The organism is Allobosea sp. 2RAB26 (genome assembly GCF_052115465.1).
Lineage (GTDB): Bacteria > Pseudomonadota > Alphaproteobacteria > Rhizobiales > Beijerinckiaceae > Allobosea.
Genome location: NZ_JBFRGS010000004.1, coordinates 340981 through 356262, shown reverse-complemented (window position 1 = coordinate 356262; position 15282 = coordinate 340981). Strand labels below are relative to the sequence as shown.

13 protein-coding genes are annotated in these 15282 nt (G+C 67.0%); 7 read left to right on the top strand and 6 right to left on the bottom strand.

What is annotated here, in order from left to right; genetic code table 11:
• Positions 1-49 precede the first annotated feature (49 nt).
• Positions 50-1096, top strand: a complete 1047-nt coding sequence (locus AB4118_RS09775; protein ID WP_441489535.1) for an acyltransferase family protein — start codon at positions 50-52, stop codon at positions 1094-1096.
• Here the strand turns inward: AB4118_RS09775 and AB4118_RS09770 are convergent.
• Complete coding sequence (locus tag AB4118_RS09770; RefSeq protein WP_441489534.1) at positions 1093-1461, bottom strand: hypothetical protein; 369 nt, start codon at positions 1459-1461, stop codon at positions 1093-1095. The genes AB4118_RS09775 and AB4118_RS09770 overlap by 4 nt on opposite strands.
• A 137-nt stretch (positions 1462-1598) precedes the next feature.
• Between AB4118_RS09770 and AB4118_RS09765 the strand changes: the two genes are divergently transcribed.
• Both AB4118_RS09765 and AB4118_RS09760 read left to right on the top strand, forming a co-directional pair.
• On the top strand, positions 1599-3404 hold the full coding sequence (locus AB4118_RS09765; RefSeq protein ID WP_441489533.1) for an ABC-F family ATP-binding cassette domain-containing protein: 1806 nt from the start codon (positions 1599-1601) through the stop codon (positions 3402-3404).
• 141 nt (positions 3405-3545) lie between these two features.
• Positions 3546-4292 (top strand): glucose 1-dehydrogenase, encoded by a 747-nt coding sequence (locus tag AB4118_RS09760; protein WP_113510863.1) that lies wholly within the window; start codon positions 3546-3548, stop codon positions 4290-4292.
• 88 nt (positions 4293-4380) lie between these two features.
• On the opposite strand, the gene AB4118_RS09755 is transcribed toward AB4118_RS09760, so the two are convergent.
• Positions 4381-5274, bottom strand: coding sequence for a metallophosphoesterase family protein (locus AB4118_RS09755; RefSeq protein ID WP_441489532.1), 894 nt, complete (start codon positions 5272-5274; stop codon positions 4381-4383).
• Between the two features lie 471 nt (positions 5275-5745).
• Here AB4118_RS09755 and AB4118_RS09750 point away from each other — a divergent pair, with 471 nt between their 5' ends.
• Together AB4118_RS09750 and AB4118_RS09745 are read left to right on the top strand one after the other, a co-directional pair.
• Positions 5746-6147, top strand: coding sequence for an NUDIX domain-containing protein (locus AB4118_RS09750; protein ID WP_441489531.1), 402 nt, complete (start codon positions 5746-5748; stop codon positions 6145-6147).
• A gap of 322 nt (positions 6148-6469) precedes the next feature.
• A complete protein-coding gene (locus AB4118_RS09745) occupies positions 6470-6982 on the top strand; it encodes a GNAT family N-acetyltransferase (protein WP_441489530.1) in 513 nt (170 codons plus the stop codon).
• Here the strand turns inward: AB4118_RS09745 and AB4118_RS09740 are convergent.
• From AB4118_RS09740 to AB4118_RS09725, 4 genes are read right to left on the bottom strand one after another with little or no spacing between them, the layout of a single operon-like run.
• The gene (locus tag AB4118_RS09740; RefSeq protein WP_441489529.1) at positions 6954-9053 is read right to left on the bottom strand and encodes a hypothetical protein; all 2100 of its coding nucleotides are present in this window, start codon (positions 9051-9053) and stop codon (positions 6954-6956) included. The genes AB4118_RS09745 and AB4118_RS09740 overlap by 29 nt on opposite strands.
• A gap of 3 nt (positions 9054-9056) precedes the next feature.
• The gene (locus AB4118_RS09735) at positions 9057-11873 is read right to left on the bottom strand and encodes a DUF4159 domain-containing protein (protein WP_441489528.1); all 2817 of its coding nucleotides are present in this window, start codon (positions 11871-11873) and stop codon (positions 9057-9059) included.
• A gap of 13 nt (positions 11874-11886) precedes the next feature.
• Positions 11887-12804 carry a DUF58 domain-containing protein gene (locus tag AB4118_RS09730; RefSeq protein ID WP_441489527.1) on the bottom strand — a complete coding sequence of 306 codons (918 nt, stop codon included), beginning with the start codon at positions 12802-12804 and terminating at the stop codon, positions 11887-11889.
• A gap of 11 nt (positions 12805-12815) precedes the next feature.
• Positions 12816-13850, bottom strand: coding sequence for an AAA family ATPase (locus AB4118_RS09725; RefSeq protein WP_441489526.1), 1035 nt, complete (start codon positions 13848-13850; stop codon positions 12816-12818).
• Between the two features lie 206 nt (positions 13851-14056).
• Here AB4118_RS09725 and AB4118_RS09720 point away from each other — a divergent pair, with 206 nt between their 5' ends.
• A complete protein-coding gene (locus tag AB4118_RS09720) occupies positions 14057-14638 on the top strand; it encodes a DUF1285 domain-containing protein (protein WP_441489525.1) in 582 nt (193 codons plus the stop codon).
• Entirely contained in the window at positions 14638-15282 is a 645-nt protein-coding gene (locus AB4118_RS09715) for a CoA pyrophosphatase (RefSeq protein WP_441489524.1), read from the top strand. The genes AB4118_RS09720 and AB4118_RS09715 overlap by 1 nt, the downstream gene beginning before the upstream one ends.

The following is a 15282-nucleotide window of genomic DNA, read 5'->3' as shown; positions in this document are numbered from 1 at the left end:
CGCGATCAGCGCAGAGCGCCGCATTCTCTCGTCAGGGCTTTTCCGCTCCTTGTCCCAGCTCTATGGCATCCAGGTTCTGCGCGCCTTCGCGGCATTCATAGTCGCCGTGCATCACGTCCAGCCGGACGCGCTTGCTTTGGCCCAGCGCTCGGGTGCGAGTTTCACGCCCTCCCATCTCGTGCCCTGGATGGCTGGCGTCGATATCTTCTTCGTCGTCTCCGGCTTCATCATGGTGCATGCGTCCGGCGAGCTCTTTGGTCGCAAGGATGCGCCTCGCCTGTTCCTGACGCGCCGGCTTGCCCGCATCGTGCCGCTCTACTGGGCGGCGACGACGCTGTTCCTGCTGGCGGGATTGCTGCTCCCCGGTGCGCTCAATTCGGCTGCGCCCGATCTCGGGCAGATTCTGGCATCCTATCTGTTCTGGCCGGCCGTCTCATCTGCCGGTCTCGTCCAGCCCGTCTACTCGCTCGGCTGGACACTGAACTACGAGATGCTGTTCTACGTGCTGTTTGGCGCAGCGCTCCTCCTGCCGCGGGCCGCAGTCGTCCTGGTGGCGACGCTGGCGCTCGCGGTGCTGGTTGCGACCGAGGCTCTGTCTGGCCCCCTGCCATTGCCATTCGGCTTCTGGGGGCAGCCGATCGTGCTGGAATTCGCCGCCGGGATGGGGTTGGCCCTGTTGAGGCGGCAGGGCTTTCGGCTCTCGGGTGGGCCGCGCTGGCTCGTTGCTGTCCTGGGCGTCGCAATCCTGCTGCTGGCAGCCTGGCTTCCCGGGGCAGACACGCCCTGGATGTCCTTCCTGCTGCGGGGATCGGCTGCCATGCTCCTGGTCGCGGCGGCGTCATCCGGCAGCGGCAATTCGGCACCATCGGCTCTGGTTCGCGGCCTTGCCGGTCTCGGCGATGCATCCTACGCGCTCTATCTCGTTCACCCATTTGCGATCCGGGCGCTTCGCGAGATCTTTGCACGTGTGGCTCCCGGCTGGCCCGGCCTCTATGTCCTGACGGCACTCAGCGCCTCGGTGATCGCTTCGGTGCTGATCTATCGCTGGTTCGAGCGACCGGCGACGCGCTGGCTCAGGAAGCGGCTTGAGGCCTAATCGCGCTGCCGTTTCAGGCGCATTCCCTTCAAAGACTGGCCGACGATGCCGCCGGCCTTACGCCTCTCCTCGCGCTTGGCGACAATCGCCGTGACATCCTCCGACTGCGGAAAATAGCCCCGCTCCATGACTTCGAGCGTGTATTCCTCATAGGTCAGGCCGAGCTCCTCGGCCCGCTCCTGACGTCGCAAAGCGATAGCGGGCGGCTTCTTCCAGGCCTTGCGCGACGCAAAGCGCCAGTCGAAATAGCGTCCGATCTCGCCCTTGCCCCATTCCGGCTGGCGCTGGGCCGTGTCTTCGAGCGGCGGGCCGCCATTGTCGCCGATCCTGGCATTGCGGGCTCTGCGGGAAGGAGGGCGGGTCACGGCGCTCTTTCCATTAAGGGATACGTTTTGTATCCTATAATGGATATTGCATTGCGCAAGGGGCCGTGACGCCGTGGCGGAGTGACAGGCCGGGCGTGCCAGTCTATCCCGACCGCTCGACAATCAACGGGTATCGAATGGCTCCTCTGCTCCACCTGCGCGAAGTCGCCCTGACCTTTGGCGGCCAGCCCCTGCTCGAAAGCGCGGAGATCGCAGTATCCCCGGGCGAGCGGGTCTGCCTGGTCGGCCGAAACGGCTCGGGCAAGTCGACGCTGCTCAAGATCGCGGCCGGGCTGGTCGAGCCCGACAGCGCCGAGCGCTTCCTGCAGCCGGGGGCGACTGTCCGCTACCTGCCGCAGGAGCCGGATTTCACCGGCTACAGGACGTCGCTTGCTTATGTCGAGGCTGGCCTCGGCCCTGGCGACGATGCCTACCGCGCCCGTTATCTCGTCGAGGAGCTGGGCCTGACCGGAGATGAGGACCCGGCCACCATGTCGGGCGGCGAGTCTCGTCGTGCGGCGCTGGCGCGTGTGTTGGCGCCGGAGCCCGACATCCTGTTGCTCGACGAACCGACCAACCATCTCGACCTGCCGGTGATCGAGTGGCTTGAACAGGAGTTGAAGTCGCTGCGCTCCGCCATGGTCCTGATCAGCCACGACCGGCGCTTTCTGACCTCGCTTTCGCGCGCGACGATCTGGCTCGATCGCGGCCAGACGCGGCGCATGGATCGTGGTTTTGGCGAATTCGAGGCCTGGCGTGACGAGGTGCTGGCGCAGGAGGAACTCGACCGGCACAAGCTCGACCGCAAGATCGCGCGCGAGGAGGACTGGCTGCGCTACGGCGTCAGCGCACGTCGCACACGCAACCAGCGCCGCCTCGGCGATCTCCATGCGCTGCGCGACCAGCGCCGCACGGCGCGCGGTGCGGTCGGTTCGGTCCGGCTCGAGGCCAGCGAGGCCCAGATGTCGGGCAAGCTGGTGATCGAGGCGATCGACGTCGCCAAGGCCTATGACGACAATGTTGTGGTCAAGAATCTCTCGCTGCGCGTGGCGCGCGGAGACCGGATCGGCATCGTCGGACCGAATGGCGCTGGCAAGACCACGTTGATCAACCTGCTGACCGGAGCGCTGCAGCCGGATTCCGGCAAGATCAAGCTCGGCGTCTCACTCGAAATGGTGACGCTCGACCAACGCCGTGAAAGCCTCGACCCGGCGACGCCACTCGGCGATGCTCTGACTGGCGGCGGCTCCGACCAGGTCATGGTCGGCGGGCAGCCGCGCCATGTCATCAGCTACATGAAGGACTTCCTGTTCCAGCCGATCCAGCGCGGCACGCCGGTTGGAGCGCTCTCGGGGGGCGAGCGCGGGCGGCTGATGCTGGCACGGGCCCTGGCAAAGCCATCGAACCTGCTGGTCCTGGACGAGCCGACCAACGATCTCGATCTCGAAACGCTGGACCTGCTTCAGGAGTTGCTGGCGGACTACCAGGGGACGGTGTTGCTGGTCAGCCATGACCGCGACTTCATCGACCGTGTGGTTTCCGCGACGCTGATCTCGGATGGGGACGGAATCTGGACCGAGTTTGCGGGTGGCTATTCCGACATGCTCGCGCAGCGTGGCCGCGGCGTCGGCGCGAAGGCGCGTGCTGTGGCGGAGAAGGCCGTTGCTCCAGCCGCCAAACTGGCTGCTGCCGCGACGGTGGCATCCAGCAAGCGGAAGCTCTCCTTCAACGAGAAGCACGCACTGGAGACGCTGCCGAAGCGCATCGAGGCCCTTCAGGGGGAGGCCGCCAAGCTCAACACGGCTGTCTCCGGCGATCTTTACACGCGCGATCCCAAGCTCTTTGCCAAGGCAACGGCCCGGCTGGACGAGGTCACACGCGAGATCCACCAGGCCGAAGAGCGCTGGCTGGAGCTCGAGATGCTGCGTGAGGAGATCGGCTAGACCCAGGGTCCTCCGGCCTGTCTGTCGTGCGATCGGGCCGGCCATAGGATTTCGGTATCCGGGCAATCGCAAAAACGCATTTTTGGCCGGCCGCAAATCGTCCCAATGTCATCACCTCAAAGAAGATCACGAGGAAACAGCATGAGACTGAAGGGCAAGACCGCGCTGGTTACCGGCGCTGCGCAAGGGTTCGGCTTCGGCATCGCCGAAACCTTCGTGCGTGAGGGCGCGCGGGTGGCTGTACTCGATATCAATCGCGAGAAGGCGCAGGAGGCGGCAAAGGCGATCGGCCGCAAGGCATTTGCCGTCGCGTGCGATGTCGGCAAGGGAAAGAGCGTCGATGCGGCGGTCGCGAAGGTGATCACCCGGCTCGGCAGGCTGGATATCGTCGTCAACAATGCCGGCATCAGCCACCGTAACCAGCCAATGCTTGACGTCTCGGAAGCGGAGTTCGACCGCGTCTTCGACGTCAACGTGAAGTCGATCTACCTGATGGCCAAGGCGGTCGTGCCCCATTTCCGCGAGCATGGCGGCGGGGTGATCCTCAATATCGGATCGACTGCGGGCTTGCGTCCGCGCCCCGGGCTGACCTGGTACAACGGCTCCAAGGGGGCCGCGAACCTGCTCTCGAAGTCGATGGCCGTCGAACTCGCGCCTGACCGCATCCGTGTCAATGCGATCGCGCCTGTTGCCGGCGAGACGCCCCTGCTTGCGACCTTCATGGGGGAGGACACTCCCGAGAAGCGCAAGGCTTTCACCAGCACGATTCCCTGGGGCCGTTTCTCGACGCCGCAGGACATTGCCAACGCGGCGCTCTTCCTATGCTCCGACGAGTCGGAAATGGTGACGGGCAGCGTGCTTGCGGTGGATGGTGGCCGCTGCGTTTGAGCGGTTTCCTCTGCCAGACCTCTGAAGGGCGCCGCCATGCGGCGCCCTTTGTCATTGCGCCGCGGCTCTCTCCATGGAGAGCGGGGCGTCAAACCGGCTTGGCGTGAAGCGCAATTTCCTGACGCATCCTGACGGTGCCGTCGGGCTCGAAGCCACGTTGCTCGACGCTGATCGAAGGAGCCTTGGCATCGCCCTCGATCTTGATGAGATGCCAGCTCGCCATTTCGCCATGACCGAGCGGCCCGATCGAGGCCGAGGGCACGCCGACGATGGGGATATCGTGATCCGGCCCCGGCCGCCAGGCGAGTGAGAAGCGGTGGTTATGGCCGTGCAGGACGAGGTCGGCCCCCTTGCGTCTCAGCATCGACTCGAAAGCATCAGCATCGAGCAATTCGCGGGTGCGCCGCGCGCCGCCGAGATAGGGCGGATGATGGATGAGCACGACGCGGATCAACCCGGCCGCCTTGGCCCGGTCGAGGAGAATCTCCGCCTTGGCGATCTGCTCGCGCCCGACGCGGCCCGTCGCCATCAGAGGCAATGTCGGAATGCCGGTGTTCAACCCGATGAGCGCGACCGGCCCGCGCTCGCGATACCAGGGATACCCGATCGTGCCATCATCGCTGCTGGACCATGGGCCCAGCAGGGTCGCGAGTGGCTTTAGCGAGGAACGGGCATAGGCATCGTGATTGCCCGGCACGAAGCTGACATCGGTGCGCGGACCCAGCGTGTCGAGAAAGGTGACCGCGGTCTTGAATTCGTTGGGAAGGCCGATATGGGCGACATCGCCGGTGCAGGCGACATGATCCGGCGCCTGCGCGCGGATATCCGCGACGATCAGCGCCAGGATTTCCATGTCATGGGCGTGCCGGCGCTTGCGGCGCCAGTTGACATAGCCGGTCGCGCGCTTGCCGAGCAGCTGATGCAGTGAAAACTCGGCAAGCGGGCCGAGATGCGGGTCGGACAGGTGCGCGATCTTGAACACGCCCTGCGCTTGCCCTCAGAGCATGGCAGCCGTCAAGCGCATCCGCGCGTGGGCTCGCCTCAATCCGTTCCCGAACCCGATCAGGTTCGAGCCCAAGGACTCAGTTGAACGAGTCGGTGAGTTCCGAAACGATGCGCGGGTCGGTGAGGGTGAGGGCGGGCTTCCAGACGAAAGCGCGCTTGGCCCGGAGGCGAGCGGTGATGAAAGCGAGAAGCATTGTGGTAACCCCAGCGGTGATGGCGGTGGTTTCTACCTGCTTTGCGGCGCGTTTGTGACGTAACGGCAGTACAAACGGTGGTCTGTTATGCGTTATTTGCATAGGCAAATACGCGGTAGATGAGAGGAGCGCGAGGCGTGTCGCATGGGCCCGACCCCAAAACTGGCGGCGGAACAGGGCATGCCCGCGAGCCGCGCCCCATCTCGAGGCCCGTTCGCCGGCTGCTGCATCTGTATTTCTGGCTGACACGCGGCATGACGCTGGGCGTGCGCGCGGCAGTGCTCAGGGATGAGCGCGAGGTCCTGCTGGTGCGCCATACCTACACGCCGGGGTGGCATCTGCCGGGCGGCGGGGTGGAGACCGGCGAGACTTTGCGAGACGCGCTCGACAAGGAACTGCGTGAAGAGACGCTCGTCAGGCTGACCGGCCCGCCGCAACTTCATGGCGTCTTCTTCAACCGAACGGTGTCGCGCCGCGATCATGTCGCGATCTTCGTGGTACGGGAGTTTGTTGTGGACGGTATCAGGCAACCGGATCGCGAAATTGCCGAGGCCCGTTTCTTTCCGCTCGACGCGTTGCCGGACACCACCACAGCGGGAACCCGCCGCAGGCTCGACGAGATATTCGGCAGGCGTCAGCTTACTGCCGATTGGTGAGATCGGTTTCTGCGGGAGAGTGTGCGTGCTTAGGCTCGCCTCTCGCCAACCATGATCTCAACGCAAACAGTCCACGGCGTCGCCGATCCTCTCATCCGCCAGCGCTTCGCCCTGCCATCAGCGCTCGCGAAGCGAGACACGAAACACCCCGTCATTTCCAACATGGACGCCCGCCCGTGCCTCTGCTACAGGCGATTCATGGCTGACCGGCAAGACCTCTCCATCCTGCGACGACCGGCGCGCTGAGCGCGCCCTTCCGCTCGGCTGCTTCACGGCGCCTGAGCCTCTTGCCCCGCTGCCCGTTCGCAGGTTTGCCGACGCCATGACTTCGCTTCCCCTGACCATTCGCCACGAACTCCCCGCCGATCATGCCGCCATCGAGCGCCTGCACGAGCGCGCCTTCGGTCCCGGCCGCTTTGCCCGCACGGCATTTCGCCTGCGCGAGGGCGTGCCGCAGGACCCGGCGCTATCCTTCGCCTCGCATGTCGGAACCTTCCTGGTCGGTTCGGTGCGGGTGACCCGCGTCTCGGCGGGTGGGCAGCCGGCGCTGATGCTGGGGCCGCTTACCGTGGATCCTGCCTTCGAGGGACGCGGTATCGGCGCTGCCCTGATGAACGCTTCGATCGAAGCCTCGCGGGCGGCCGGACACGACCTCATCATGCTGGTGGGGGATGCGCCCTATTATGCCCGCTTCGGTTTCAAGCCGATCCCGCCGGGCCAGCTGACCTTACCGGGACCGGCCAATCCCGCCCGCTTCCTCGCGCTCGAACTGGTCGAGGGCGTGCTGGCCAGGCGCAGCGGGGCGGTCATGGCGTTGCGTCCGGGCTCCGCCTGAAGCGCCGGCCGGTCTCGCCGAGCCAGCCGGCCACCAGAGCGCCAAACAGCAGCGCGAGGCCGATCAGCCCGATGAACACAGGCGAAATCGAAACGCCGCGCACGATGCCGGAATCGCTGATGCGCAGGCCGATCCAGTCCGCACCAGCGAACTGACTGCCCGAACGGACCGGAACGATGCGCGGCACGGACACGCTCGAGCCGCTGTCCTGGCCGATCCGGCGGGAGGAACCGCCCGTCGCCTCGGCAAGCTGCTGAAGCTTCGCCGGGTCGCTGACGACCTCCATGAGTTCGCGCGGGTTCTCCGGGCCGACACTGGCAAAGGCCGTCAGATTATCCCCTGAGATGCGGTGCAGGCCGAATTCGGTGGTCGGGACGCGGGCGCTGAAGATGCCGGGCCGTCCGGCTTCCAGCTGAACCGTGCGCGACGTGCCATTGGGGTCGGTGACGACAATCGAGGAGGGGGCGTCGCCGAGCGTCTGGCGCTCGATCTCGATGGTGCGGCCGCGGGCGGTTGCGCGGAGCGCCTCCTCCTCGAGTTCGGGTTCCTTCATCAGCCAGTGGCCGAGGCGGCGCAGCAGGTCGAGATGCGGGCCGCCATCGCGGAAGCCCCGGGCCCAGAGCCAGGCATGATCGGAGAGGAAAAGCGCAACGCGGCCCTTCTGCTCACGGCTGAGCATGAGCAACGGTCTGTCACCCGGCCCGGTCATGATGGTCGAGCCTGTGCGGGCCCGGGCGCCGACCATGCGCAGCCACTCGCCCCAGCGCGGCGGCTCGACCTCCGAACCGGGGAGGTCGCGGGTGACCGGGTGGCGGCGGCCGGGTTCGCTGACGCGGGCGCGATAGGCCTCGTCGATGACGCTGCCATCGGGTAGCGCGGGCAGGATCTGGCCGAGCGGGGTCCGTGCAAGCGACTGCGAGCCGGAATATTCCGGACCGGCTGCGACCAGCAGGGCGCCACCCTCGCGCACATAGCGGACGATGTTGTCGAAGTAGAGCAGCGGCAGGATCGACTGGTTGGCGTAGCGGTCGAAGATGATCAGGTCGAATTCCTTGATCTTGACCTGGAACAGCTCGCGCGTTGGAAAGGCGATCAGCGAAAGCTCGTTGATCGGCGTGCCGTCCTGCTTCTCCGGTGGGCGCAGGATCGTGAAATGGACGAGGTCGACATTGGCGTCGGCCTTGAGCAGGTTGCGCCAGGTCCGTTCGCCGGGATGCGGCTCTCCGGAGACCAGCAGCACGCGCAGCTTGTCGCGCACGCCCTCGATCGTGATGACGGCGCGATTATTGGCAAGCGTGAGCTCGTTATCGAGCGGCGCCGCCTCGATCTCGACGACATTGGGCCCGCCGCGGTCGATCCGAACCGGCACCTGCACGATCTGACCCGAGGTGACCTCACGGCGAGCGACGATCTCGCCGTCGCGGCGGATCGTCAGCCCGGCGCGGCCGGGGCCGCCCTTGTCGATGACGCGCAGGCGAATGACCTGATCCTTGCCGACGATGCCGAAGCGCGGCGCATCGACAAGTACGATCCGGCGGTCGATCTCGGCGTTGCGGCCGGTCGTGAGAATGTGCAGCGGTGCCTTGAGACCCAGGGCCTCGGCATTGGGAGGCGCATCATGAGCGAGGCCGTCGGTGATGACGATGGCGCCGGCGACGCGCTCCGATGGGACATCCGCGATGCTTGCGGCCAACGCCTCGAAGAGTCGGGTCCCGTCTCCCGAGCCCTGCATGTCGGTGACGTCGACGATGCGTGGCTCGACGCCCGGAACGCCGCGCAATTGCCGTTCGACATCGGCCAGGGTGGCTTCGGTCTGCGCGGTCCGGTCGGCGAGGCGGTTCGAGCCGGAGCGATCGACCACCACCGAGACGACGTCCTTGACCGGTTCTCTGTCCTCGAAGACGAGTGACGGGTCGGCCAGCGTGAGCGTCAGCACGATCAGCGCGAGCGCGCGCAGGATGGCGCTGCGGCCGGCGAGGACGAGCGCGGCGCCGGCAGCGAGAGCAGCCAGCAACGCGAGCCCGATCAGCAGTGGCAGAGGCACGAGCGGGGCGAAGGAGAGGCTCCACATGGTCTATTGCCCCAGACGCTCGAGCAGGGCCGGCACATGGACCTGGTCGGCCTTGTAGTTGCCGGTGAGCGCGTACATCACGAGATTGACGCCGGCGCGGAGCGCCATTTCGCGCTGGCGGGGATCGGAGCCGGACACCGGTACCAGCCCTTCGCCGCGGCGATTTACGGCCCAGGCCGAGGCAAGATCGTTCGAGGTGATGACGATCGGCGAGACGCTGTCGCCGGCCCGCGCCGGCCGACGCCCGTCTTCGCCGGCGGGCGGCAGGATCTCGACCCAGGTCGTGCCGGTGTCATAGCGACCGACGAAACCGTCGAGGATGTAGAAGGTCTTGGTCAGCACGTGGTCGCGCGGGATCGGTTCGAGCTCGGGAATGTCCAGCGTCTGCAGCATCCGCTTGAGCTGATCGCCCTCGGGCGTGCTGCCCCCATCCGGGCGGGCGCTCATGGCATCGCGCGTATCGAAGATCACGAGCCCGCCGCCCTTCATATAGGCTTCGAGCTTGCGCAGGGTTTCGGGCGCCGGAATCGGGCGCCCGGCGACCACCGGCCAGTAGAGGATCGGGAAGAAGGCGAGCTCGTCGCGGGCTGGGTCGAGGCCGACCGCTTCGCCGGGTTCGAGTGCCGTGCGTGCGCCGAGCACGATATTGAGGCCTGCAAGCCCCGCCTTCGACATGTCATCGACCGCCTTGTCGCCGGTCAGGACATAGGCGAGGCGGGTGACCGCACCTGCGGCGAAAAGTTCGCGCGGGATCGGCGGGCGGGTGTCCTCCGGTGCCGCCGGGACAGGTTGGGCCAGGGCCGGCGCGGCCGAAAGGGCGGCGGCCAGCGCCAGCCCAAGCAGGAGCGCGGCGGCAGCAGCCTTGCCAGCGCGCGTCACGCGCAGTCGACCGCCGAGCCAGAGCGTCGCCAGCGTGTCGAGGATCAGCAGCAGCAGCGCGATGACCAGGAGCTGGGGCCGAATGTCCTGCGCGACCGGCTTGTCGATCGGCAGGATCGGCGCGCCGAGCGAGGCCAGATCGAGCGCGTGCAGCGTGTCGGCGGGAGCCAAGGCATTGACCGCGAGCGAACCGTCGGCCGGGCCGTAGATGCCGGGGGGGTGGGCCAGGGTGGCACGTCCGGTGAAGGTCCGCGGTACCGGTTGAGCCGTAGCCGGTGGTGCGCGGAAGGAGCCCTTGCCGTCCAGCACGCGGGTCGGCGAGAGCGTCTCGACCTTGGCATCCTCGGCCTGGGCCTCGGCCGGGCCCGTTCCGGCCAGCGCCACCACCTTGCGCAGCATCTCGACGAAGAGGCCCGACAGCGGCAGGTTCGACCAGGTGGTGTCGGCGGTGACATGCATCATGGCGATCACGCCATCGCCGCGGCGTTCGCCGGTGACCACAGGCGTGCCGTCTTCGAGCGCAGCCCAGGTCTTGCGTGCAAGATCCGCATCGGGCTCGGCCAGAATCTGGCGATTGACGCGGACGTCGTCGCTGATCTGCGTGCCGAAGAACGGACTCTCCCGGGTGAAGGGGGCGAGCTTGCGCGGAGTGTCCCATGAGAGGCCGCCGCCGAGCGTGCGCCCTCCGCGGCGCAGCCGCACGGGTGTCAGCTCGTCGGAGGCGGTGGCGAGGCGCACGCCGGCAAAGCGCAAGAGAACACCGCCTCGCTCGACGAAACTGCTGATCTTCGTCGCCGTCTCCGGGTCGAGGGCGCCGATATCCGCGAGAACGAGGACCGAGAGGTTTTGCGCGAGCAACTCGCCGACGGGGTCGTTCGAGCCGGGGCGCGGTTCGCGGATCTCTGCGAAGGGCGAGAGGGCGCGCGAGACGTAATAGGTTGGAGACAGCAAGGGCTGCGCCGTATCGGTGGTCGTTCCGGACACGATACCGACGCGGCGCCGTTTGGCGCGGTCGTCGAGCAGCGCCACTGCACCCGCGCTTGGTTCGCCCACGACCTCAAGCCGCGAAACGGCATTGCGCACCTCGATCGGAAGGGTGAGCCGGGCCACCGTCTGCGTTTCCGTTGGGCCAAAGCCGAATGGAGCATCCCCCAGTGGCAGGCCCTTCAGATCGAGTGCGCGAACCTGGCCGCTCGCGGGGGCGCTGGTGGCTGGCCGAAGCACCTTGACCGTCAGCGCGCCGGAGAGGTTCTCTGCTGCCGTCAGCGCGAGCTGGTCGGCGGGGATGGCGTGGATGGAAAGCCGACGTGCATCGGCTTCCTGCTTCAGGCGCGCCAGGAAGGCGCCTTCGTCGGTCAGGCCGAGCCCGTCGGAGACCCAGACGATTTCGGCGTCAGGCGTGGCGCGGAGAAAGGCCTCGATCCGGGGCAATTGAGTGGTGCGGTCGGGCGCGTGCGGCTGCAAGGCCAACGCACGCAGCTTGTCGAGCGCCGCGCGCGGCTCCGACAGCGTGACCTCGCCCGGCGTTTCCGCGAGCCCGACGATCGCCACCGCACGTCCCTCGCGGCCTGCAGCATTGACCCGCGACTCCGCCAGCGCCACACGCTCGGGCCAGTCGGTCGCCGCGCCGAAGCCGTTGTCGATCAGGAGCAGCACGGGCCCGCGCGTGGGCGCCGTTGCGACCGGTGGGTTCCAGACCGGGCCGGCAACGGCGATGATGGCGAGTGCCGCAATGGCCATCCGCAATGCCAACAACCACCAAGGTGTATGCGCCGGCATTTCACGCTTGGCGATCAGGTCGGCCATGATCTTGAGCGGTGGGAAATCGATGCGGCGCGGGCGTGGCGGCGTTACCCGCAGGATCAGCCAAAGCGCTGGCAGCAGCGCAAGCGCGGTCAGCGCGAGCGGGGCGGAGAAGGCGATGGGCAGCTGCGTCAGCATCGTTGGCGCCCTCCTAGCGGCCCTGGCCGCCGCGCGACGCGGCGATCAGGCTCGCAATCCGGAGTACGCCTTCGCTGGCGGGCCGGTCGGTCCGATGCAGGGTCAGCGTCCAGCCCGCCTTGCGGCAAGCCTCCCGAATAATCTCGCGATGGGCTTCGAGGCGCCGGCGATATTCCTCTCCCCAGGCCCCGGCATCGCCGACGCGCAGAGTGAGGCCGTCTTCGAGGTCGAAGAGCTCGGCCTGGCCGCTGAAGGGGAACGTTTCTTCGATCGGATCGGCGATCAGCAGGATATGGCCGCGCGCGCCGCTGCTCGCCATGGTCGCGATGCGCTTGGCCAGGGACTGCGCCGGCGAAAGTCCGTCGGTGATGATGATGGCGTCGGCCAGGCGTGGAAGCGGCGCGTCCGGCGGCAAATCGGCGGTCTCGCCCTTGCGGTCGATCACGAGCGCTTGTGCCAAGGTCTCGACGATACGTCGCGAGGCGAGCGCCCGCGTCAGGCCGAGATGCCCGACCCGCTCGCCGCCTTCGACCAGGGTTTCGGCCAGGGCGAAGCCGGCCACAAGCGCGCGGTCGACCTTGGAGGCCATGGCGAGCGACGAGGAAAAGCCCATCGAGGCCGAGCGGTCGATCCAGAGCCAGATCGCATGCGAGGCCTCCCATTCGCGCTCGCGGACGAAGAGATGGCCGTCGCGCGCCGAGCGGCGCCAGTCGATGCGTGACGCGGCCTCACCGGTCACCAGAGGGCGGTACTGCCAGAATGTCTCGCCGGGGCCGGCGCGCCTGCGGCCGTGGATGCCATGCACGCTGGCCGAGACGCGCCTGGCCTCGAGGATCAGGCGCGGCAGGCGCGCCGCGAGATCGAGGGAAGCCTTCAGGACCGGCGGGGCCGGCTGGCGTTCGGATGGGCCGAGGACGCGCGTGCGCAGCATCACTGAAGTCCCTATCCCAATCGTTCCACGAGCCTCGCGATGACGCTCTCCACCGTCTCGCCATCGGCGCGTGCAGCGAAGGTGAGCGCAATACGGTGCTTGAGTACGGGGGTGGCGAGCGCGACGACGTCATCCACGGACGGTGCGAGCCGGCCTTCGACGAGCGCGCGGGCGCGGGCGGCAAGCGTCAGGGCCTGGCTGGCGCGCGGGCCGGGGCCCCAGGCAAGCTTGCTGGTCAGCGCCGGATCGCCATCGCCGGGGCGAGCCGAGCGCACCAGATCGAGAATCGCATCGACGACGTTCTCGCCAACCGGCAGGCGACGTACGAGGCGCTGTGTCGACATCAGCGTCTCTGCCGTCATTGCCTGGACCGGCTTGTGCTCGGTGGCACCGGTGGTCTCGAGCAAGATGCGCCGCTCGGCCTCGCGGTCGGGGTAGCCGACGTCGATCTCGAGCAGGAAGCGGTCGAGCTGGGCTTCCGGCAGCGGATAGGTGCCTTCCTGCTCGATCGGGTTCTGGGTTGCCAGCACGTGGAAGGGCGCAGGCAGGTCGTAGCGTTCACCGGCGACGGTGACGTGATGCTCCTGCATCGCCTGCAGCAGCGCCGACTGCGTACGCGGGCTGGCGCGGTTGATCTCGTCGGCCATCAGCAGCTGGGCAAAGACCGGCCCCTTGATGAAGCGGAAATGGCGCTTGCCGTCGACGCTCTCGTCGAGCACCTCGGAGCCGAGAATGTCGGAGGGCATCAGGTCCGGCGTGAATTGCACGCGTCTCGCGCTCAGGCCGAGGACCGTACCCATCGCCTCGACCAGCTTGGTCTTGGCAAGGCCGGGCACGCCGACGAGCAGACCGTGGCCACCGGCGAGCAAGGTGATCAGCGAAAGGTCGACCACCTCCTGCTGCCCGAAAATGACCTGGCCGATCTCGCGGCGGGCGGCGCCGATGGCGCCGAGCGCAGCTTCGGCCGCTTCGACGATCCCGGTATCGAGATTGACGGGCTGACCGGCCTCGCTCTTGCCATCCGTCGCACGGACTTGCGCCACCATGTCGATCTCCTTCACCCTCGTCGTCGCGCCTTGCGCTGCTTCACGCCCCGCAAGCTTCCCGAACCGATGACTGTGGACGGGCTATCCAACCGGCTCAAGGGGCTACAGGCTCTGGTGCACAGAACTCGGCTTCACGATTATGTAGAGTTCAAGGCGAAACGGGTCATGCAACCAATATGCCGCGGGCGGCGATTTCAGGTAGTTCGATGAACCATTCAACGCAGGCGATGGAGCGATTGCTGGTCGCGCTGAAGGACAGTCGCACGCGAGCCTTGCCGCCCGTCGAACGCTGGAATCCACCCTATTGCGGCGATATCGACATGCGGATTGCGGGGGATGGCACGTGGTTTTATCTCGGAACTCCCATCGGCAGGCCGTCGCTGGTCAAGCTCTTCTCCTCCGTCCTGCGTCGCGACGGCCGCGATTATTTCCTGGTGACACCGGTCGAAAAGGTCGGGATCAAGGTCGACGACGCGCCGTTCCAGGCGGTCGAGATGACGGTCGAGGGGACAGGCGACGAGCGCGCCATCGCGTTCCGGACACTGGTTGACGATATCGTGAGCGTGGGCCCGGAGCATGCGATCCGCTTCGTCCGGGACACGCATGACGGGCTCAAGCCCTATGTCCATATTCGCCGGGATCTCTGGGCGAGGGTTACGCGGGCCCTGACCTATGACCTTCTGGCCCTTGGCGAGATCAGGCCGGTCGATGGCGTCGGCATGTTCGGGCTGGCCGTCGCCGGTGCATTCTATCCGGCCGTGCCATCCAGCGAAATCGAAGGACTCTGATGCAGGCTCTGAAGCTGACGGCGGCAGAGATCGTCGCCCTTGCCGGGGCGCGGCTGCGCCACGAACCGCCGGACCTAGGCGACCTGATCAGCAGGCCGCGCGGCGACCATGATCTCCAGCCGGAAGCGATCGAGCCGCCGGACGAGGCGGCCGCGATCCAGGCCGCGGTGCTGATCCCGATCGTGCTGCGCGAGGACGGGCCGACCGTATTGCTGACACAGCGCGCAGCGGCGTTGCGCAGCCATTCCGCCCAGGTCGCCTTTCCCGGCGGACGCGTCGATGCCGTCGACGGCTCGCCGGTGGTCACAGCGCTGCGCGAGACGGAGGAGGAGATCGGTCTCGCCCGCGAACATGTGCGCGTCGTCGGCTTTCTCGACGCCTATCTCACCGGCACCGGCTACAGGGTCGTGCCTGTCGTGGGGCTGATCGCGCCGCCATTCGAGCTGACGATCAATCCGCACGAGGTCGACGAGGCCTTTGAGACGCCGCTCGCCTTCCTGATGGATCCCGCCAATCATCGCCGCGAAGGCCGGGAATGGAAGGGGCGCTATCGTACCTACTATGCGATGCCCTTCGGAGATCACTATATCTGGGGTGCAACCGCCGGCATGATCCGTAACCTTTACGAGCGACTCTCCGGCTAG

Excerpts from the sequence above, each read along its gene's own strand:
- AB4118_RS09765 (WP_441489533.1), top strand. The coding sequence starts at position 1,599 with ATGGCTCCTCTGCTCCACCTGCGCGAAGTCGCCCTGACCTTTGGCGGC.
- AB4118_RS09760 (WP_113510863.1), top strand. The coding sequence starts at position 3,546 with ATGAGACTGAAGGGCAAGACCGCGCTGGTTACCGGCGCTGCGCAAGGG.
- AB4118_RS09750 (WP_441489531.1), top strand. The coding sequence starts at position 5,746 with ATGACGCTGGGCGTGCGCGCGGCAGTGCTCAGGGATGAGCGCGAGGTC.
- AB4118_RS09745 (WP_441489530.1), top strand. The coding sequence starts at position 6,470 with ATGACTTCGCTTCCCCTGACCATTCGCCACGAACTCCCCGCCGATCAT.
- AB4118_RS09740 (WP_441489529.1), bottom strand. The coding sequence starts at position 9,053 with ATGTGGAGCCTCTCCTTCGCCCCGCTCGTGCCTCTGCCACTGCTGATC.
- AB4118_RS09735 (WP_441489528.1), bottom strand. The coding sequence starts at position 11,873 with ATGCTGACGCAGCTGCCCATCGCCTTCTCCGCCCCGCTCGCGCTGACC.
- AB4118_RS09730 (WP_441489527.1), bottom strand. The coding sequence starts at position 12,804 with ATGCTGCGCACGCGCGTCCTCGGCCCATCCGAACGCCAGCCGGCCCCG.
- AB4118_RS09725 (WP_441489526.1), bottom strand. The coding sequence starts at position 13,850 with ATGGTGGCGCAAGTCCGTGCGACGGATGGCAAGAGCGAGGCCGGTCAG.
- AB4118_RS09720 (WP_441489525.1), top strand. The coding sequence starts at position 14,057 with ATGAACCATTCAACGCAGGCGATGGAGCGATTGCTGGTCGCGCTGAAG.
- AB4118_RS09715 (WP_441489524.1), top strand. The coding sequence starts at position 14,638 with ATGCAGGCTCTGAAGCTGACGGCGGCAGAGATCGTCGCCCTTGCCGGG.